This is a genomic window from Leptothermofonsia sp. ETS-13 (genome assembly GCF_049200465.1).
Lineage (GTDB): Bacteria > Cyanobacteriota > Cyanobacteriia > Leptolyngbyales > Leptolyngbyaceae > Leptothermofonsia.
Genome location: NZ_CP120836.1, coordinates 810689 through 831181, shown reverse-complemented (window position 1 = coordinate 831181; position 20493 = coordinate 810689). Strand labels below are relative to the sequence as shown.

General features: G+C 50.8%; 18 protein-coding genes. 9 read left to right on the top strand and 9 right to left on the bottom strand.

Annotated elements, in window-relative coordinates; genetic code table 11:
- Positions 1–224: 224 nt before the first annotated feature.
- Positions 225–2957 carry a M1 family aminopeptidase gene (locus P4D80_RS03810; protein WP_421657528.1) on the top strand — a complete coding sequence of 911 codons (2733 nt, stop codon included), beginning with the start codon at positions 225–227 and terminating at the stop codon, positions 2955–2957.
- Positions 2958–3069: 112 nt separating this feature from the next.
- Here the strand turns inward: P4D80_RS03810 and P4D80_RS03805 are convergent, their stop codons facing one another.
- From P4D80_RS03805 to P4D80_RS03790, 4 genes are all read right to left on the bottom strand, one after another.
- Positions 3070–3717 (bottom strand): SH3 domain-containing protein, encoded by a 648-nt coding sequence (locus tag P4D80_RS03805; RefSeq protein ID WP_421657526.1) that lies wholly within the window; start codon positions 3715–3717, stop codon positions 3070–3072.
- Positions 3718–4110: 393 nt separating this feature from the next.
- Positions 4111–4314 carry an aldo/keto reductase gene (locus P4D80_RS03800; protein WP_421659481.1) on the bottom strand — a complete coding sequence of 68 codons (204 nt, stop codon included), beginning with the start codon at positions 4312–4314 and terminating at the stop codon, positions 4111–4113.
- Between the two features lie 83 nt (positions 4315–4397).
- Positions 4398–5147 carry an aldo/keto reductase gene (locus tag P4D80_RS03795; protein WP_421657525.1) on the bottom strand — a complete coding sequence of 250 codons (750 nt, stop codon included), beginning with the start codon at positions 5145–5147 and terminating at the stop codon, positions 4398–4400.
- Between the two features lie 401 nt (positions 5148–5548).
- Positions 5549–7207 carry a SpoIID/LytB domain-containing protein gene (locus P4D80_RS03790; RefSeq protein WP_421657524.1) on the bottom strand — a complete coding sequence of 553 codons (1659 nt, stop codon included), beginning with the start codon at positions 7205–7207 and terminating at the stop codon, positions 5549–5551.
- Positions 7208–7430: 223 nt separating this feature from the next.
- On the opposite strand from P4D80_RS03790, the gene P4D80_RS03785 reads away from it, so the two are divergent.
- From P4D80_RS03785 to grpE, 3 genes are all read left to right on the top strand, one after another.
- A complete protein-coding gene (locus tag P4D80_RS03785) occupies positions 7431–7694 on the top strand; it encodes a ParB N-terminal domain-containing protein (RefSeq protein ID WP_421657523.1) in 264 nt (87 codons plus the stop codon).
- Between the two features lie 363 nt (positions 7695–8057).
- Entirely contained in the window at positions 8058–8528 is a 471-nt protein-coding gene (locus P4D80_RS03780; RefSeq protein ID WP_421659480.1) for a Dps family protein, read from the top strand.
- 278 nt (positions 8529–8806) lie between these two features.
- Positions 8807–9478, top strand: coding sequence for a nucleotide exchange factor GrpE (gene grpE, locus P4D80_RS03775; protein WP_421657522.1), 672 nt, complete (start codon positions 8807–8809; stop codon positions 9476–9478).
- 64 nt (positions 9479–9542) lie between these two features.
- On the opposite strand, the gene P4D80_RS03770 is transcribed toward grpE, so the two are convergent.
- From P4D80_RS03770 to P4D80_RS03760, 3 genes are all read right to left on the bottom strand, one after another.
- Positions 9543–10169, bottom strand: coding sequence for a hypothetical protein (locus P4D80_RS03770; RefSeq protein WP_421657521.1), 627 nt, complete (start codon positions 10167–10169; stop codon positions 9543–9545).
- A gap of 57 nt (positions 10170–10226) precedes the next feature.
- Positions 10227–10910, bottom strand: a complete 684-nt coding sequence (locus P4D80_RS03765; protein ID WP_421657520.1) for a hypothetical protein — start codon at positions 10908–10910, stop codon at positions 10227–10229.
- 129 nt (positions 10911–11039) lie between these two features.
- Positions 11040–12686, bottom strand: coding sequence for an MBL fold metallo-hydrolase (locus tag P4D80_RS03760; RefSeq protein ID WP_421657519.1), 1647 nt, complete (start codon positions 12684–12686; stop codon positions 11040–11042).
- Between the two features lie 527 nt (positions 12687–13213).
- On the opposite strand from P4D80_RS03760, the gene P4D80_RS03755 reads away from it, so the two are divergent.
- Complete coding sequence (locus tag P4D80_RS03755) at positions 13214–13921, top strand: DNA-3-methyladenine glycosylase (protein WP_421657518.1); 708 nt, start codon at positions 13214–13216, stop codon at positions 13919–13921.
- A 354-nt stretch (positions 13922–14275) separates the two neighbouring features.
- Here the strand turns inward: P4D80_RS03755 and P4D80_RS03750 are convergent, their stop codons facing one another.
- Positions 14276–14572: a hypothetical protein gene (locus P4D80_RS03750; protein WP_421657517.1), complete on the bottom strand. Its 297-nt coding sequence runs from the start codon at positions 14570–14572 to the stop codon at positions 14276–14278.
- Here P4D80_RS03750 and P4D80_RS03745 point away from each other — a divergent pair.
- The 3 genes from P4D80_RS03745 (at position 14571) to P4D80_RS03735 (ending at position 18322) form a co-directional block, all read left to right on the top strand.
- Entirely contained in the window at positions 14571–14849 is a 279-nt protein-coding gene (locus P4D80_RS03745; RefSeq protein ID WP_421657515.1) for a hypothetical protein, read from the top strand. The two genes, P4D80_RS03750 and P4D80_RS03745, sit on opposite strands and share 2 nt — an antisense overlap.
- A 235-nt stretch (positions 14850–15084) precedes the next feature.
- Complete coding sequence (gene mgtE / locus P4D80_RS03740; RefSeq protein WP_421657514.1) at positions 15085–16431, top strand: magnesium transporter; 1347 nt, start codon at positions 15085–15087, stop codon at positions 16429–16431.
- Between the two features lie 748 nt (positions 16432–17179).
- The gene (locus tag P4D80_RS03735) at positions 17180–18322 is read left to right on the top strand and encodes an aspartate carbamoyltransferase catalytic subunit (RefSeq protein ID WP_421657512.1); all 1143 of its coding nucleotides are present in this window, start codon (positions 17180–17182) and stop codon (positions 18320–18322) included.
- Between the two features lie 344 nt (positions 18323–18666).
- On the opposite strand, the gene P4D80_RS03730 is transcribed toward P4D80_RS03735, so the two are convergent.
- Entirely contained in the window at positions 18667–19443 is a 777-nt protein-coding gene (locus P4D80_RS03730; protein WP_421657510.1) for a YdcF family protein, read from the bottom strand.
- Positions 19444–19593: 150 nt separating this feature from the next.
- Between P4D80_RS03730 and P4D80_RS03725 the strand changes: the two genes are divergently transcribed.
- The gene (locus P4D80_RS03725) at positions 19594–20481 is read left to right on the top strand and encodes a metalloregulator ArsR/SmtB family transcription factor (RefSeq protein WP_421657508.1); all 888 of its coding nucleotides are present in this window, start codon (positions 19594–19596) and stop codon (positions 20479–20481) included.
- Positions 20482–20493 lie beyond the last annotated feature (12 nt).

The following is a 20493-nucleotide window of genomic DNA, read 5'->3' as shown; positions in this document are numbered from 1 at the left end:
TGTCGAATCCATCCTGTTGAGGTTGGAGGTCGGGAGTCGGGGGTTGGAAATGGGCCTGAGAAGCTATAGCCGTATGGGTTGGAACGAGGTAGGGACGTTCCGTGGGAATGGGATGAATGGGAGGGGCGATCGCTAAGCCAACCGGCTGAAGCGCTAACCTGGAGAAATGGTGTATCTTTTATAGCTCTACGCGGGTACGTTAGGACGTTGGAATTAGAGAAGGAGTGGGGGCGAAGCCCCCAACCAGGGGTTCTACCCCTGCACCCCGTCCTAACCATAATGACTACCGCTATATCTTCCGGGAACAAATTTGCTGGTTCTTTTTAATGGGTCATTCTTCCATGACGAAGTTTTATTTTGATGATGAGAATGGTCGCAGATCCTTTGAACTGCCAGGCGCTAAACCTCACTACAACCCCGATCGCCCCGGCCAAGTTGAACACATCTTTTTAGATTTGACATTAGATATTCCAAACCAGAGCTACCAGGGGACTTGCAAGATCCGGCTAAACCCCATTCGAAATGATATTGATCGGTTAACCCTGGACGCTGTCAGCCTGGATATTCAATCCGTCAAAATCAATGAAACTGTTCAAGCGTTTGACTACGATGGTGAGCAACTGCATGTGCGGCTGGAGCAACCCACCCAGGCAGGTCAGCCGCTCGAACTGGCGATCGCCTACCGCGTAGAAAAACCTCAGCGTGGCATTTACTTCATCACTCCCGACAAACACTATCCCAACAAGCCCACCCAGGTCTGGACGCAAGGCGAAGATGAAGATTCTCGCTTCTGGTTCCCCTGCTTCGACTACCCTGGGCAACTGGCAACTTCCGAAATTCGGGTGCGCGTGCCCAAACAATTCATCGCAATTTCCAATGGCGAACTAATTCAAACCGAGGTAGACGGTAACGACAAAATCTTCCACTGGTCTCAGAAAGAAGTTCACCCCACCTACCTGATGACTCTGGCCGTGGGGGATTTTGCTGAACTACAAGACGAATGGAACGGCAAACCCGTCACCTACTACGTTGAAAAAGGCAAGGAAAAGGAAGCCCGCCTCAGCATGGGTAAAACCCCGCGCATGATTGCGTTCTTCAGCGAAAAGTTTGGCTACCCCTATCCCTACCCCAAATACGCTCAAGTTTGTGTGGATGACTTCATCTTCGGCGGTATGGAGAACACCTCCACCACCCTGCTCACCGATCGCTGCCTGATTGATGACCGGGCCGCTCTCGACAACCGCAGCACCGAAAGCCTGGTGGCCCACGAACTGGCTCACCAGTGGTTTGGAGATCTGGTCGTGATCAAACACTGGTCCCATGCCTGGTTGAAGGAAGGCATGGCCTCCTACTCGGAGGTGATGTGGACTGAACATGAGTACGGGCCAGAAGATGCCGCTTATTATCGTCTCAATGAAGCCCGCAACTACCTGGACGAAGACGCCTCCCGCTATCGCCGCCCCATCGTTACCCACGTTTACCGGGAGGCGATTGAACTTTACGATCGCCACCTTTACGAAAAAGGAGCCTGCGTCTATCACATGATCCGGGCAGAACTGGGCGATGCATTATTTCTGAAAGCGATTGCCACTTTCGTTAATGACAATGCCCACAAAACCGTTGAGACGGTTGATCTACTGCGGGCGATCGAAAAATCCACCGGGCGCAACCTGCTCTTCCTGTTTGACCAGTATGTTTTTCGGGGTGGACATCCCGACTACAAAGTTGCCTACAGTTGGGATGGGGACAGCCATCTCGCCAAACTAACTGTCACCCAGAACCAGGCAAAAGAAAACAAAAATGGGAGTCGCAGCGAGTTGTTTAATCTCAAGATCCCAATTGCATTTGGCTACGTCGGTGAGAAAGGAGGAGAGAAAAGAAACCCTCCGCTCCTAAAGACCTTCACCGTCCGCATCCACGAACGGGAGCAATCCTTCTACTTTCCCCTGGAGAAGAAACCCGACTTCATCAGCTTCGATGCCGGAAACCACACCCTTAAAACAGTATCCCTGGAATATCCTGTCCCCGAACTGAAAGCCCAGTTGCAGCACGACCCCGATCCGTTGTCTCGCATTTCTGCCACCGAAGCCTTAGCCAAAAAAGGTGGGTTAGAAGCGGTCAAAACTCTATCAGAGGTATTGCAACAGGAGCCTTTTTGGGGTGTACGAGTAGAAATTGTCAAGAATTTAGCCAAAATCAAGCTGGATCAGGCGTTTGAAGGGTTACTGGCCGGACTGGAAGACGACGATGCCAGAGTCCGGCGGGCAACGATTGAAGCGCTGGCCGCGATCAAGACAAATGATAGTTACAAAGTTCTCAAACCGATCGCCGAGAAAGGCGACCCCAGTTACTACGTCGAAGCAGCAGCGATCCGTGCCTTGGGCAGCCTGGCCGCCTCCAATCTAGTGGAAACGAAGGAAGAAAAAACGCTGAAACTGCTGAAGTCAGTATTGAAGGAGCGCCAGGGGTGGAACGAAGTGGTACGGTCGGGGGCGATCGCCGCCCTCAGCCAAATGAAAACTTCTGAAAATGCCCTTAACCTAATTCTGGAATACACCGAACCTGGCATTCCCCAGGCACTCCGGCTGGAGGCCATTCGGGCGCTGGGTACCGTCTCCACCGGACAAACCGCCGTTAACTTGGAGCGCATTCTAGATCGGCTGACAGAATTCTCCAGGGAATCCTTCTTTTTAACCCAGGTTTCGGTAGTCAATGCCCTGGGCCAGATGGAAACGCCAAAAGCCATTGGCATCCTGCAATCCCTGGCAGACCAAACTCCTGATGGACGAGTTCGTCGCATTGCCGAAGAAGCTGTTCAGCGCGTGCAGAGAAATGTGGGCACTGATAAAGCTGTCAAACAACTCCGCGAAGAACTCGACCAGTTGAAGAAGGAAAACCAGGAACTCAAAAGTCGCCTGGAAAACCTGGAAGCAAAGGCAAAAGGAGCCTCAAGCTGAGGGGCAGGAGAAATGAGGGGTGAGGGGTAAGGGGTGAGGAAGTGATAGGGCAACGGGGGGATAGGGTGAGATTCTTTCCTCCATCACTCCATCACTCATCACTCCCTCACCTCTACCACACCTGATAACCCCGTTCCCGCGCCACTAAACGACCCTGGTAACGTACCTCAATTACATAGCGACCATTGGAGCCACGGAATACGTTGTATCCATAACGACGGTTACCGCTGTAGTAGTTGGTTCCTCTGGCGGAAGTTACTGCTTCAGCCCGCGCCCAGTTTAGTTCCTGGGAATCGGTGCGCTTGTTGTAGACGTTCATGTACAACCGGCCTCGATGCCTGAAAACCTTAACAGAGTAGGTATTGGTTTGGAAAACAACAACCGTTCTCTCTCTGCCGTGACCAGGATTTTCAGGATAGTCAGGTGAACCAGGATAGCCAGGGTATCCTGGATAGCCAGGATAGCTGACAGGAACCGTGACGAAATCTCCACGAACCCAGCCCTCTGCACCCGACGGGAACCGGACGTAGTACCAAGTGCGCCCGTCATGGCCACGCGCTTCTTTAATAATTTCGATGCGATCGCCCACCAAACCATAGTGGGGAGAGTACGATTCAGTCGTTGGCTGTGAACGAACATTGATCCGACTACCAGGCTGCACACCAGATAATATGCCTGTTTCGGCAAGAGATGGCAGAGCAACACCCATTGAAAGAGCAGTGGCAGCCAGAGCAGATAGAAGAGGGAGCTTGATTTTCATAATGAAACTCTTGAAAGCGGATAGAACAGCCCTGGGGCTTGGGGCTATTTCAGAGGCAAACCTCTGGATTGGTTGACTCTTCTAGCTACCGCTTTCGATGAAATCGCTCCGCAATCCGATCGGGTGATTTTGAAAAAATTACCTATGAGGGTAATGGAGTGATGGATGTGAAGAGCAATCACCCTATCACCCCACCACTCCATTAACCCCATCACATTTTTATTCCTCTCCAACAACTATAGCGATAGCCACCAGGCTTAGGACAGGGTGCAGGGGTGGAAACCCCTGGCTGGAGGCGGAAGCCCACACCCCCCCTTAAAACCAATGTCCTGAGCAACCTGGCGACAGCTATAACAACTCCATCACTCTCCCACCCATCCACCCATCTACTCCTTACGGTGCTGGATTGGGATAGCGGCTATGCACAGCATTTACTTCTGCTAAAATTTCGGGGCTGAGGTTCACTTCGACGCTGGCAAGGTTTTCTTGTAGCTGATCGAGAGTGGTTGCGCCAATCAGGGTACTCGTGACGAACCAGCTCTGGCGGACAAAGGCCAGGGCTAAGGCAACGGGGCTGAGGTTGTATTTCCGGGCGATCGCCCCATATTCTGCTACAGCTGGTTCGACATTTGGCTTGTGGTAGCGCTGCCCAAAGCCAGGAAACAGGGCCAGCCGACCGTTTAGGGATTTTTTTTTAAATATTTACCGCTCAACGAGCCAAACCCCAGTGGGCTGTATGCCAGCATGCCCAGCTTTTCGTAATAGCAAACTTCCGCCAGAGCCGTTTCAAATACTCGATTGAGCAGGTTGTAAGCGTTCTGGATAGAAACCACTTTGGGCAGTCCTAGCTGGCGAGCGATCTGGCAAAATTGCATCACACCCCAGGGGGTTTCGTTACTCAACCCCAAATAGCGAATTTTTCCCACCTGAATCAAATCAGCAAAAACTGTGAGTTGTTCGGCAATCGGGATTGTTTCTCGGACCTGGTTTGGATCAAACACTGTTTGCCCAAATAGAGGGACGTAGCGATCGGGCCAGTGGATCTGATACAGGTCGATATAGTCGGTTTGCAGACGTTTGAGGCTGTCATTGACGGCCTGCTCGATGTTGGGGCGATCAATCGCCTGGGGACCATTACGAATCCAATCCATACGACGGGAAGGACCGGCAATTTTAGTTGCCAGAATGAGGCGATCGCGCTGTCGTCGTGCCAGCCACTTGCCAACAATTTCCTCAGTTAATCCTTGCGTCTCTGCACGAGCGGGTACTGGATACATCTCTGCGGTATCAATAAAGTTGACTCCGTGATAAAGGGCGTAATCTAACTGCTGATGGGCTTCCTCTAACGTATTCTGTTGCCCAAAGGTCATCGTACCCAGACCAATTTCAGAGATTTGAAGGCTACTATCACCCAGTTGCCGATATTGCATGGTATTAACCGAAAAGTGACCTGCATTTATAGCCGTCGCCAGGTTGCTCAGGACATTGGTTTTAAGAGGGTGTGGGGGTTTCCCCCTGCACCCCGTCCTGAGCCTGGTGGCTATCGCTATATCCTATGTAGAGCTTACGCAAACCTCGGAGGTTTTATGCCTACAACAGATATAGCGATCCTATCTGGATTGTGAAAAGGGATTCCGGCGAAATCCCTTTTCACAAAGCCTTTTCATTTCACGAATCATTCAGGACTGCTATCAGTAGGTGGGACTAATTAAATATCAGACCTGTGTAGGTTGGGTTGAGGCACGAAACCCAACACCGGCATGGGTTACGCTATCGCTAACCCATCCTACATTTGATTCCACCTACCTGCTTACACAGACAACAGGCGAAACTAGTTGTTCACTGGCTCAGACGGGTTTCGCCAAAACACAAGCCTGTCATTGATGGGCTGAATCCGGGTGCCGGGGTAGTAAAAACTGAGGATGCGATTACTGGACCAACCGAGCTTACCCAGGTGGTAGGACCCGGTCTGGCTCAAGCCGACTCCATGTCCCAGTCCGCCCCCTACGAAGGCATACCCAACCAACGCTCGATTTGAGCTGTAGAGGGGTTCCAGGTAAAACAGGGTGCTGTTGGGAGCTTCAAAAACCTTCAGCACATCGTCCTTCAGAAATTTCACAGTGCCGTTATCCAGGGTCACAGTTAACTCCTGAACTCGTCCGGCGGGCGATCGCTGTGTGACTGCCATTCGCTGAATGGTTTTGAAATTGGCCAGGGGGTTCCGCTGTTCAAGCAGGTATTGCTTCAATTGCTGATTCAAATCGGGCAGCCAACTTTCTACCCGCCACCGGAACCAGGATTGCCCTTCCTCATTAAATCCCTTCTTCTGGTTAATAAAGGTACGGAAGTTCTTCTCATTGGCCAGGCTTTTGCGTGACAGATCCCACGATAGGGCGACGGAATCAACAACGGCCTTTAGGTAAGGGCGTTCTGCCCCATGCCAGATGTCGTTGAACGGGGCTGTGATCCCACCTGTAGTCGAAGAGTAGACTGCATCGACCAACTCATTCTGATAAGTAAGTACCAGTCCTTTCGTGGCGGCGATCGCCCGATCCGTTGCAGCAGCAGTTCCATTCAGTCCGTTGTAAACCTGACACTGGGTATCGGCACACAACTGGTAGTCATCCACCGCAAACCGTCTCAAGTTACGCAGAGCATAGGTGCGGGCCAGAATTGCCTGCACCTCCAGTACCGACTGCGCCGCAAAGGTACCAATCTCATGGGGCACAACTCCCCGCAAATAGGTTTCTAAGGGTACCTGGTTAACTAGGGTATAGGTGCCATAGGCGTTTGGCTGAAGCCGCAGGCTACCCGCGTAAAGATAACGGTTCGACTCTTTCCCCTTGCGGTCAACCTGGATAACGCCCGTATTAGATGAGATATCAACGCGATCGCGGGTAAAACGGTAACCATTTACCACCAGTGAAGCGCGGGGCCGCTTCTCAATCACTTTAGAGTCAATAAAAGCGGTTTGAATTCCTTGTGATTGCAGGTTTTGTAGCAACAGCCGCCGTAACAATGGAGTGCGATAGACATCCCGTTTTGCCCACACCTGCCATCGCTGGGGTTGAGCCACTTCCACCGGAATCCCCTTCTCCTGCCAACGATTGGCACTGTCCTCCGCACTTTCAAAACTGCGGTGGGTACTGAGAACAACCCGTTCTTCCAGAACTGGTTCAGCCAGTGGCTGCATCAAAATATCAAACTCGACGCGACTACTGGTGTAGGTTTTGGGTTTACCCTCAGTTTGCAAACGAACGGTTAAACGAGGTGCCTTTGTAGCTCCACTGGCACTGGAATTTGCCTGTAGCGTCAACCTGTCCAGGGGGTGACTGCCGAATCGCTGCACAACCCCAACCTGGAGTTCAACATCTTTGCCCGGTCGATTGGCGGCTTTACCACAATCCAAAAATGCACCTAGCAGGAGTGTCGCTGCCAGCCCAATACGAGGCAAACGCCGCCATACTCTGACTACAGAGATTAATTCCACTCGATGCATACCTAATCGTCTAAAACGTTTTGCAATCTATCCCAGGGACAAGGGAACTTTTCGGGAGTTCCCCCTCAAGAATCATAGACGCATTCAATAGCAACGCTTAACCTAAACTTGGTGAATTTCCTGTTTCAGCAAATTCTATCAAGAACATTAAATCCATTTGCCAAAATGAAGTCGTAATGAGTATGATTAAGGAGTAACGCATACGAGGAGTTCAATGGTTAGGGTTGAGGACATTCCAATTCAAAAAATTCGCCGCCCCCTGTTTCGGCAAAACGACCAGACAAAGGTCGCTGCTTTAATGGAATCGATTCGGAAGATTGGACTCCAGGAGCCTATCGATGTTTTAGAAGTTGATGGTGAATACTATGGCTTCTCCGGCTGTCATCGATACGAGGCCTGCACCCGTTTAGGACACGAAACCATCCGTTGTCGGGTTCGGCGCGCTCCTCGGTCGGTTCTAAAGATGCATCTGGCTTAGAAGTGGTGTTGCTAATCCCGGTATGTAATGAGGGTTTGTATAAATCGAACCTTTCAAGTTCTGATGGGGATTCAGCACTATCCTTTAAGAACAAGCAGAGGGTAGAGCAGAAGGAGTTTAAGAATTGATGGTTGACAGCCCACAATGAGTCGCTCAACGATGATTACTGGTCTGTTAGAATTCCCTGCCCTTATAGCTCTACACGGGTGCGTTAGAACATTGGAATTTAGAGAAGGCGTGGGGGCTTTGCCCCCAACCAGGGTTTCACCCCTACACCCTGTCTTAACCACAATGACTATCGCTTTATCAACCAATTGGAATTGATTCATGTAGGAGACAATTATGCTAACCCATTCTGAAGTTATGCCTATCAATATTGGGATTGATGAGAAAGCAAGAGGCGATATTGCGGAAGGACTTTCTCGCCTTCTGGCCGATACTTATACCCTGTACTTGAAGACGCACAATTTCCACTGGAACGTGACAGGCCCCATGTTCCAGACCTTACACCTGATGTTTGAGGAGCAGTATAATGAATTGGCCATGGCCGTAGACCAGATTGCAGAGCGAATTCGGGCATTGGGCTTTCCTGCACCTGGTACCTACTCAGAATTTACTCGTCTCAGCTCCATTGCCGAAGCAGAAGGGGTACCCAAGGCAGAGGATATGATTCGCCAGCTAGTGGAAGGGCAGGAGGCGGTGGTTCGTACGGCGCGATCAATCTTTCCAGTCGTTGAAAGCGCTAATGATGAGCCAACAGCAGATCTGCTGACTCAGCGGATGCAAGTCCATGAGAAAGCAGCCTGGATGCTAAGGAGCTTGCTTGAAGGGTAACCAGTTGTTAGTTGTTAGTTGTTAGAGGTAGTGGGGGATGATGGAGTGACAGTGTGGGGAAGTAATGGATGTAAAGAGCCATCATCCTATCAACCCAACACTCCGTTACTTTATCACCCCATCACTCATCCATTCATACTACCCATCCACTCTCCTCTGTAGCAGTCTTAAATCAGTGGTGAGATGGAGAGCTTTGTAAGAAGGGGTTCTTGCACAACTCTTTCTTACAATCCAAATAGGATGACCGTAGCAACTAATTGCAACAGCTAACAACTTCCATGAACTCATCTTCCCCCCAGAACAACCCCCATCTTTTGCAGCAGTTGATGCAGCGGGTGGGGTTTTCTAGTTTTCGGGCACTGGGCCAGGCTGCTGGAGTTTCGGAGAAGCAAATTCGGCGTCTGCGGCGGGGTGAAGTGGCTCAAATCCGTCTGGAGACGTTGCTTAAACTCAGTCAGGTTCTGCAAGTTTCGATCGCCGAGCTTCTGGAAATCTTTATCCCATCTAAAGATCAGAGCCGTGAAGGGAAGCCTCAAAACTCACAGCTTACTTATGAGTTAGAGAATCTGAGGCAGGAATATAATCGCCTTCAGCAACAACTTCTGCAACAGAAGCAAGCCCTCCAGCAAGAGTTTCAGCAGTCCAGCCTGCAAGTTCTGGAATCCCTGCTGCTGCAACTGCCAACGGCGGCTTATACGGCTCAGCAAAATCCGCAGGTTCCTGCGGTTAAGTTGTTGCCGTTGCTTAAACCCCTGGAGCGACTGTTGCAGGAATGGGGCATTGAAGCGATCGCGGAAGTTGGCTCTGAAGTTGTCTATGACCCCCAGCAGCATCAATTAATGGAAGGCTTTGCAGAAGCTGGCGATCTTGTCCGAGTCCGCTACACAGGGTACCGTCAGGGCGATAAACTCCTCTATCGAGCTAAAGTAAGCCCTCTATCGCATCACTGAGATCATTCATTTAGCTATGGCTAAGAGGAAGCCCAAGGATGACACGAAGACAAAAGGGTTTGACTTAGGCAACCGCAGTCGTATACTGTCTCATCTGCTCCTCACATTGTTGAAATAGATAGTTGACGACTCCAAACAGGGCCTCTAACTCAAAAATTGAGTAGGGAAGAATATTGCGAGTAAAGAGATCTGCTTCCAATTTGCCAAATTGCCAGGTTGAGCCATTAGAGGTAATGCCAAAAACCGTAATCGGTGGATCCTGATTCAGTCGTTGAGCAGCAATCATTTCTGAAAGGCACTGTGCCCAGGCTGCTTCGAAATTATCCTGTTTAGCTTCAACTAGCAGTAAATAGGGTTTATCGAACACCACTTTGCCTAGAGGCGATCGACTGGCGAGGATATATTCAGGGAATCCACAGAGGCGATTGTCAAAGGTGAGGGCTTGATGGCTCCAAAGAATAAAATGCTGACGGTACAATTTCCAAACTTCTTTCAAAATGGGGTAAATTAAGTTTTCACAAATCGCAAACTCGGAATTATCCACTACACCTTCGCGCATGATCAGGTCGAGGTCTTCTTGAAAGTAGTTGGAAATAGCGAATGCCAGAGTTTCCACAAAGTTGGCTTCCCTGTAACGCACCTGAAATTCTTTCAGAACAGATCCAATGGTTTTAAATTCGCTGTAGGACATGGCTCATTTTGTGAACAGGCGATCGCGCGACTATGCCTAGTTTAAGGTGACAGAAAGTTATTCGCTTACCCAGCGCCAGTTTGGCCGATTCCAATCGTAAACTCCCTGGATTTCGTATTCGGCCCCCATATCGAAGCGAACAACACAACTGGTATAGCGATCGCCCCTCTCTTCTATCTCTGCCTCATCCTCATCCGATGGCTCTCGAATGCTGATCACCGTACACAGAAACCATTCCCGTGAGCAGGGTCCCTCTTCCTGAACCCACTCCCACAGGCCGTTGGTTACTTCGATGCGATCGCCCACTTTTAACCGGATGGCTTCCCCCTGTTCTGCACTAGCATACTGCGCCAGATGAAAGGGCTTAACCCGTTCCAGCCACTGCAGCCCGTAGCGATCGCGAATGAACTGAACCGTTCCAGAGTCTCGCTCTTGCACCCAATCATTCAGCAACGTTGTTTTCCAGGGGCGGTTCTCACTTTCTTCGCGGCGGACAAACTCTAATAGTGCCTGTCGCTCCTCTGGGGCTAATTCATCCAGAGGATTACCAGAAGGAGTCTCTGATGAACCAAAACCATCTGCCCCGATTGGAATTTTGCCATCGCCATCTAACCATTCCTGAGCCAGTTCCTGTAATGCCTGCAACAAAATTTGCTTTTGCTGGTCGTTGAGAGGGCAGGAGAACAATTCGCACCGCTTGAATGCAGCATCCAAGGCAGCTTCAATCTCAAGTTCGGGCATAGGCTGATCACCAATCGATAGAAGGGGTGAAACCGGAAGTGAAGGAGTCACTGAAAAGAGATTTTTGCAGGCGGCTAAAAGGTTAATTTCTTATTATGACAAACTTGTTAAAAACGTTGCATTGTTTACTCACTCTTCCCTTTCCTGCAAGGGCTCAAACACTGGACAAAAGCCATCAGGCGTTACCTTGAACTCGTACAGGGGGGAATTGGGGTTCCAGCACCGCTGCCCTCGAAAGTAGCGGCAGTTAGCACAGCACTGGCGTAAGGGTGAGTTGATATCTACCCAATCAATCAGGCGATCGCCCCCCTGACGCAGCAACTCCCGTTGGGGTAAACCGCGTAGAACAAGCTCCTCCCCCTGCCAGCGGGCTTCAATCAAACCTGTGTCTGCCAGGGCCTTCCAGCGGGGGTCAGCCGTGATGGAATTGGGAAGGTTAATGGTAACAACTGTATCGAGTTCAGTCAGTTCCCCTTCGTAGTTGGTTTCTGGGGCAGGCGGCTGCAAAAAGGTTTCCCCGATGGGCAGCTCCACCAGGGTGCCAGATCCTGGCGAGTGCAGATGATAGCGATTATGCAGTTCTTCTAACCCGGTCAGGTCTGCCAGATAGGTTGGCGAACCGTGGATAAAGATCACATGCTGTGGACGGAGATTGTGAATCAGTTGAGTGGTTCCGGGACCATCACAGTGCTGGGCCAGGAGATAGACTTCAACGGCGGGGAGAATTATTTCTCCCTTTTCTGCACCCATCACTCCTTTGATTTCTCCCACGTGGCGGTGGGGTTGCTGGGATACCAGAACCAGCCAGTCCTCCAGGTGAGCCTGATAGTACTGGCTCAGGTCGCCTGTCTCATCTGCAACAACAATGCAGGGCGGTTGCAGGGCAGTAGCGTCTTCGGGATTCAGGCGGCGCACTCTCGGACGCACTTTTTCATCCCAAAACAGGGGTTGATGGCGGGCAAAATTCTGTACGGAAGGAGGCAGGTGAGACAGGATATCCAGGTAAACATCACAACAGGCGGCGACGGTTTCATCAACCCAGATATCGATGTCACGTCCGGTGAAATGGTGATGACTCCGAAGCAGCACGAGTAACTCCTGCGCCAACCCCAGGGAAGGAGTGGGGAGAAGAATGGCCTGCCGGGCTGCGATCGCCTGGTTAATTCGTTCTGCCAGCTGGTTTTCCTGTTGACGACGGTGGGGGTGGCGAGCCGTACCAAAGGTGCCTTCCACAATCAGCACATCGGGCGATAACCCACGCAATTCTTCTAGGGGCAACCCTTCCACCAGGCGCGAATTAGACAGGAAAAAGTCGCCTGTATACACCACCCGATAAGACCTACCACCGCCTGTGGGGGTGTAAGTTAGCACAATAGTAGCAGCTCCTGGCAGATGTCCCGCTGGATAAAGTTCCGCACTGAGCCCATCAAAAAATTCGACTGGGGTTCTCCAGGGGAGTGCCTGACACAGGTGGGGCGGGAGCTTGTAATCTTCCTTTAGCCAGTTGAGGGGCAGTAGTTGAGTAGTGACCTCGCTGCCATAGATGGGAATTTGAGGAAAGGCTTGATGAAGCGCCAGCAAACCTCGCGCATGGTCAGCATGGGCATGGCTGCACAACACTAAATCGGCTGGGGGAGCGGCCTTTTTAGCAACCAGCGGAGAGAGGTTCGTCAACCCACAGTCCAACATGATGCGATACGGACCCAGCCGGAGCAACAGGCAGACTCCCTCATCTGCCTGCTCAACCCCGTAAGCTAAGCATTCTAGCTCGGTCACGTCTGTGAGATTTCTCCTGAGTGGCGTTCATATAGTGGGGACTTCTGGGAAAAGGGTTAAGGGCGGGTTAATGAGCCGATCCGTTGCCATGGTAGTTGTCAGAATCGTAAAACCCATTCTTAGTTCCAAAGAATAGACACGCCACAATAAAAACAGCGGTTAATACAGGTAAAACTAGCTTGATGTCCATTTTTCTATAACTCTCGACGACAAATGAAATTCAACAAATGAAATTCAGTAGATCCGGTTCTCCTGGAAGTTTGGTGATAGGCGCGGATCGCTACCCAACCGAAATCAAAATTTCAGAGATACGGTTTGGGATGAAAGGGTAGAGACAGCTACTCTTTCATTGACGAGCCGGGAGAACCATAAATCCAAAAAGGAAACTGTTTCCATGGACTTCAGGAATTGTAAAACAATATTCCCGTAATCCTGGTATAACAAAGATTTTTGCAACAAGTTTTGTAACAGTCGAATGTGGAGGGAGGGGGAGACGGGTGAATGAATAGGATAGTGCCTGTATGCTTATGCAAGGCGAAACGAAAAGGAGAACCACGAAGGAGGCGATTTTGCAGTGGTTGAAAGAGTCTTCGCCAATTCGGGCAAGATGGTTGAGCCGGGCTGCTACTCAAGTTGCACCGGAGTTAATTGGTTGCTGGTTGGTGCGCCAGACGCCTGATGGACAGGTTCTGCGCGGATTGATTGTTGAGACAGAAGCCTATGAGCCAGATGACCCTGCCTGCCACGCCTACCGTCGTCGCACAGCCCGCAATGAGGTGATGTTTGGCCCCGCTGGGATGACCTATATCTATCTGATCTACGGCATGTACCACTGTCTGAACATCGTAACCGATCTGGACGGGGTTCCCAGTGCTGTTTTAATCCGCGCACTGGATTTAGAAACCGTCCCTCCCTGGTTTAAGGACAACTTTTCTACGCAGAGGCCGCGTGAATCCCCAAATCCCAACTCATCTCCTCGTAAAACTCAACCCTGGAGAATTGCGGCTGGTCCAGGGAAACTATGCCGCGCTTTGAAAATTGACTTGGCTCTGTCCTCTAAACCCCTGCAACCGGGTCAACCACTTTGGCTAGAACACCGCCATCCAGAGTTCCAGCAGCAACTTGAAAGGGGGAAACAGACTCTAATTCAGACTACTCGCATTGGTTTATCCCGGGGAACCGAATTACCCTGGCGCTGGTATCTGGCCAATTGTAGAGCAGTGTCGAGGCTGTGAAGGGGTAGATGGGGGGGCGTTGCTGAAAAGCAGTATGAATCGAAACGAAGTTTCGAGCATACAGCACCTATTTCATAGCCAAATTCAGCAACGCCGATGGGGGGATGAGTGATAGGGAGATAGGGGATAGGGTGAGGGTCAGTTGTTAGTTGTTGGTTGGTTGTTAGTCGTTAGAGAGTTGTGAGGTGTGAGGAGTAGATGGGGGATAAGGGGGATAGCCTTTCACATCCATCCCCTCCTCACTCCATTCTCCCTCACTCCCTCGCTCCATCCCCCCTCACTCTATTACTCCATTACACCCCTATCCTCTCACTCATCCAGCTTTCCCTAAAGGGCTGTACGATCACCCGAAGTTTAGGTACTTCCACTGGGACGAGAGGTTGTGGTACTGCTGGCTGAGGTATTAAAAATGTCCCAGTTCTGGATACCGCGACGGTTCAGGATGGATTCAGCCTGACGGATTTCGTCTTCTGAACCTTCAACCATGACCAGGTATTCGCCTCTGGAGACGCGATCGCTATACATTTGGGCCCGGTTTTCCGGAGTACCCAATCCCACCAGTCCACCAACCAATCCACCAACAGCGGCACCAATTGCGCCACCAGAAAGGGCATTCGCAAGCGCGGTAGCAACTGCACTTCCTATCATCATGGGTCCAATTCTCGGAATGGTAAGAGCATCCAGACCGACCAGCAATCCGGTTAAACCACCCAGCACCCCCTGCAACGGCTCCTTTTGTAGTCCCTTCGTCTACCTGGGTGTCGGCTGCCGTTTGCTTAGCTCCTTCCCCATAACCTTCACCGCTGCCCATTCCACGAGTGATGCCTTGATCTTCAACACTCAGACCAACGATGCTCCACCCCGCCAGGAAAGTTGCCAGGAATATTTTCAAAAATTTCATAGTGAAATCTTGTCTTCAACGCTTTGATCTAGTGGATCAGGCGTTTCTATCACCAGGCTGGTTGAATTTATTGCTAAGTGCCTTTCGGTACATTGTGTATCCAGCTACTTAGGGTTAGCATAGATGTAGCGGTGCCCTTCTTAGGGCAGCGATGTCGAATTCTAAGATTTCCATGGACACAGGTCCATCCCCTTACAGTAGTTGCACCCTCCCCTAGCCTGGTGAGCCAATCTCCCAGCGCGGGGGAGATTGAGGAGAGAATATGCTTACCCAGGAAGGTCGTGCTTCACTGTCGGATATTTCCGACCTGAACAGGCTCAAGCTTGAGCTTAATCAACTGCCCGCCATTGATGTGGGTGATTATATTGCGAACCTGCTGCCTGAACGGCGGGCGATCGCATTTCGACTGTTAAACAAAAACCAGGCCACTGAAGTGTTTGAATATCTCCATCCGGAGATTCGGGAGGAACTGATTGGCTCCCTGCACGATGCCCAGGTTTGCCAGATTGTGGAAGCCATGCGCCCGGATGACCGGGCAGAGTTATTTGATGAATTGCCCGCTGGGGTGGTCAGGCGGCTGATCCAGCAACTCAGTCCGGTGGAGCGGCAGGCAACGGCAACGATTTTGGGCTATCCAGAGGGGACTGCTGGTCGGGTGATGACGACCGAGTATGTCCGGTTGCGCCAGGGGTTGACGGTTGCGCAAGCCTTGAGCAAAATTCGGATGAACGACCGGGATAAAGAAACGGTCTACTATGCTTACGTCACGGATGACAGTCGCAAACTGATGCAGGTGGTCTCTCTGCGACAACTGTTGTTCTCCCTGCCCGATGCTCTGATTCGGGATATTGCCAGCGATCGCGTCCTTAAAGTTCGTACGGACACCCCTCAGGAAGAGGTGGCCCAACTGATGAAGCGCTATGATTTGCTGGCAGTACCCGTCGTAGACCGGGAAGATCGGCTGGTTGGCATTATCACGATTGATGATATGGTGGATGTCCTGGAAGAAGAAGCCACAGAAGATATCCAAAAACTGGCGGGTGGTGGTGGTGATGAATCGGCTCTGGCATCGCCTAAAGTAACTATCCGCAAACGACTGCCCTGGCTGCTGCTAAACATTGGGCTATATATTGGAGCAGCCAGTGCGATCGCCCCATTTCAGCAAACCATTGCTCTAGTTCCAGTGCTGGCAGTGATTATGCCAATTCTGGCAAACAGCAGTGGTAACGTTGCCTTTCAGGTTTTGTCCGTTACGGTGAGAGGACTGGGTGTTGGTGAGGTAACTCCAGAAGACACGTTACGGGTGCTGCGGAAAGAAATCCTGGCCGGGTTGGGAACCGCCATCGTCCTGGGATGCTCTTTAGGGATCTTATCGCTAATTTGGGCCTCTCCCAGCGATCGCTGGGTTTCAATCGTGGCTGGGCTGGTAATGTCTGTTAACATCTTCATCGCCTGCACCCTGGGAACCCTTTTGCCAATGGGGCTCAAGCGGCTCAACCTGGATCCTGCCCTTATCAGCGGTCCTCTCCTGACCACCACGCTGGATACCGTTGGTTTTTTAACATTTCTCTCGTTGACTTCGCTGGCCCTGCGATTTGTGGTTGTTTGATAAGTAGGTAGTCATAATTAATTTGTAGAGGGGGGGAGTGGGGCTGCCCCCCAGCCAGGGGTTTCACCCCTGCACCCCGTCCTAACCATAATGACTACTGCTAATAATTTACGGCAGAAGCAAAGTCAATACTTTTCCTCGAATGCCACGGACATCATCCTCTGTTAGGTCAAGCATTAAAGAGAAGAAATATTGATACCAGTTTGTTCTAATACAAACTTGAGGGGTTTGTCAGCGATTGGTATCTCTCATAACAAACTCTACACGATTTCAATCCTTCTTTCCGAGATTTTTGCATTCCTCAATCACGGAATCCTGAGCAATTGATTATTGCAGCATCAAGGGGCATCGTGCGGGAAAGTGTTTTCCCTACTCCAAATAGGATTGCTATATTTCCTCAACAGAAAGTCGAGGGAACTTTTACGAATTGATTTATTAGTACTAATCCAGTGCATAACATTCGATGAATGTATATGTACTGATTTGATGCATGGGTTGCCAGTGCTTCATGGCAGAAGTTTATGCCAGTTGTTTAGAAAGCACCTGTCTACCCATCCACTCATCTACGTATCCACCTATCCACCCACCCACTTGAGCTGCAAAAAGTCCTGAAATTTTGTCGAGATGGATGAAGGAAGAAAGATAACCATTTCTCGTCTACCTCGCAGTTATGCAGTCCAGTGAAAATCGGTCAGTCCTGGCAGGCCAATTCGTGTACGCTGAAAGCGTTCTCTTGTCAGTTTTCGGTATGGCTACTACCACCTGGACGCGCCGTCATATTCTTTCTCTGGCTGATTTCACACCTCTGGAATACGACACAGTTCTGCAAACGGCCAATAGCTTTCGGGAAGTGCTATCACGACGGACGAAGAAAGTGCCAACGTTACAGGGGCAGGTTGTAACCAATCTGTTTTTTGAGCCTTCTACCCGTACTCGCAGCAGCTTTGAACTGGCAGCCAAACGGCTTTCAGCCGATATTCTAAACTTTACACCGGGAACGTCTTCCCTGACTAAGGGTGAGACGATCCTGGACACGGCGAAAACCTATCTGGCGATGGGCACCGATATGATGGTGATTCGCCACAAGGAAGCGGGCGTACCTCAGGCGATCGCCCGTGAAATGGATCGGCTTGGTGTCCGGGTTGGGGTCCTTAACGCTGGCGACGGTCAGCACGAACACCCCTCCCAGGCACTGCTGGATCTGTTCACTATTTGCACACTCATAGACCCGGATGATCCACGTCTGGCATTGCTGAAAGACAAGAAGATCGCGATCGTGGGCGACATTCTCCATTCCCGTGTTGCCCGTTCCAACATCTGGAGTCTGACAGCCAGTGGAGCAGAGGTTCACCTGGCAGGGCCACCGACGCTGTTGCCCAAATTGTTTGAGGAGTTTGTGGGGAAGCAGGAGGTAGAGGGTAGAGACTGGGGATTAGGGGCTAGAGGTCAGGAGCCAGGAGTCAGGAGCCAGGAAGTGGGAGATGGGCCAACCCTCAGTGCTCAGCATTCCCCTGGTTCCCACCCCCCAGCCCCTAGTTCCTCTACCTCTCTCACTCCTCTTCCGCGAAAACTTTTCCTCCATTGGTCGCTTGAACCGGCGATTAGAGATGCGGATTTTGTTATGACGTTGAGGTTGCAGAAGGAGCGGATGACGAACCATCTGTTGCCAAGCTTACGGGAGTATCACCACCAGTTTGGGATTACGCGCGATCGCCTCAAGCTTTGCAAACCCGATGTCAAAGTGCTGCATCCTGGCCCGGTCAATCGAGGAGTTGAAATCAGTTCTGATTTAATGGATGATCCCCAGTTCAGTCTGATTTCCCAACAGGTAACGAGTGGGGTTGCGGTGCGAATGGCGTTGCTTTATCTCATGGGCAGCGGTAGAGGGTAAGGGATGAGAGAAAGTAAGGAATGTGAAGGGCATCACCCTATTATTATCACCTTATCACTCATCCCCCCATCCACCCTGGACCTTACGCCTCTCTCGCATGGACTAAATAGCCAGACGCAATTAAATTAAGGACAAATGGCACTGACGTAAGCAGGGATAGGGATGAGTGGCCAAAACTCCTGAGGTTTCGTGCTTAGGTATACCAATTTTGACCTGATGTTAGTGACCTTAAGGTAGTTAAGGATAATTCTGGGGGTGGAGGGGGTGAAACTTCCTTGCTTGGGGGCTGCGCCTCCACTCCCCCCTTCACGATTAATTGTGGCTACCTACTTAGAAGCCTGGAGCTAAGAACCCAAGGCCAGGCGTCCTTGTAAAAAGTAGGCAATTAAGCCTCCGTATTCCCGGAATATGAGTGCAACTTGCTCCCGGTAGCCTAATTCAGGGGGCAAGGGGCTGGCAAAAGGAGCCACGTCAAAACCAGCACTTTTGAACGTGAGGAGCGATCGCAGCATGTGGGGGGGATCGGTCACGAGCAGAATTTTCTGGATACCTTGGGGTTTCAAAGCAGTGACAGTAAACTTTGCATTTTCTCCTGTGGTCATTGAACACTCTTCTCCCCCTAAAGCCTGTTCTGGAATGCCCTTTTCTTGAAGCTGTAGGAGCATCCGTGCTGCATCACCGTGACCACTAACAAAAATTCTGGGCGCCCGTTGTATTCGCCACAGGGCAGCCGCCACTTCGATGCGATCAGTTTCGAGTTTGGGTCCCCGGCCCAGGACAACGATCGCTTCAGCTTTGGCATCTGAAGTCAACGGAGTCAAACTGACCAGGGCTTGATTGGCTAATGCCACACCCGGCGGTGAGATCAGCAGCAAACCAAGAACTATCAGCCCAACCACAAACCTGGTTACTCTACTGCGCCAGCGAATTCTTCCAGCGATTTTCCGCCGCCGCCGGGGTTGCTGGAGCATCCACACCAGACAGGTCATCCCTAAAAGGAGGAGGGCGATCGCGGCAATTCGAGCAGATACTGGAATTGCCTTCGTGAAGGTGTGGGATAGAAATGATGTCAGAGACACCCATTGACTATGCGTGCGCGGGCAAAGGCTGGAATCTAGCATCCGGCAAACTCGTCAAAATCAATTTCAGGCAAAACCCCTCCTATTCTAGTTTCTCTATCTCCCTCTTCTGGTTCAAGCAATCTGGAAATTAGGTGTAGATTGTGTGAAATAAAATCTTGACGCTCTACTTATTTCGATTATTCTAGAAATATGATTAACGAAGATACCGCCCGCTATGCAGATGTTTTCGCTGCATTGGGGTCGGAGCCAAGGCTTGAAATTATGCGGTTGCTGTTTGCGGCACATCCCAATGGTTTAACTGTAGGTGAACTGCAATCCCAGCTTCACATTCCCAATTCAACGCTGTCCCATCACCTGGAGAAACTGCGGGTGGAAGGATTGGTCAGTTCTCGGCGCGATCGCCAGTTTCTCTGGTATTCCGCAAATGTGGAAACGGTGGAGGAATTGTTGTCGTTCCTCTATAACGGTTGTTCGCTTAGCAATCCAATTCTGACGGAGCAAAACAGTTCTGAAGAGGCTGAAGATGCTTACCAATCGATGGAGTTAGCCGAAGAAAGCATTCAAGAGGAAGGACTTATGTTTCAACGATTTCTATGGTCGATGCAAAAACTGCTTGGCGAGCTATTTGGCTTTACAGCCTTACCGAGGGGATTTGAAAAGTTCACCCAGAAGGCGATCCAGACCATCTTTCTGGCGCAAAATGAAACGCGTCGATTGCAGCATCGCTACGTGGGCACTGAGCAAATTCTTTTAGGACTAATCGAAGAAGGTACTGGCATTGCGGCCCAGGTGCTGACGAGGGCAGGAGTTCATCTAGAAGCGGCCCAACAGCGGGTGGAGCATTACATCGGGCGGGGTTCTGGTACGCAGGAAGAAATTCCTTTCACTCCCAGGGCAAAGAAGGCATTGTGGTTGGCCGTGGATCAGTCTCATCAATTGGGACACTCCTACATCGGCACTGAGCATCTGTTGTTGGGTTTGCTGCAGGAGGGGAAGGGTTTAGGTGCACGGGTGTTGGAGGATTTGGGCGTGAATTTGCGATCGCTCGAACAACAGGTTCACAGTGCTATTAATTAGAATGTTACCCAG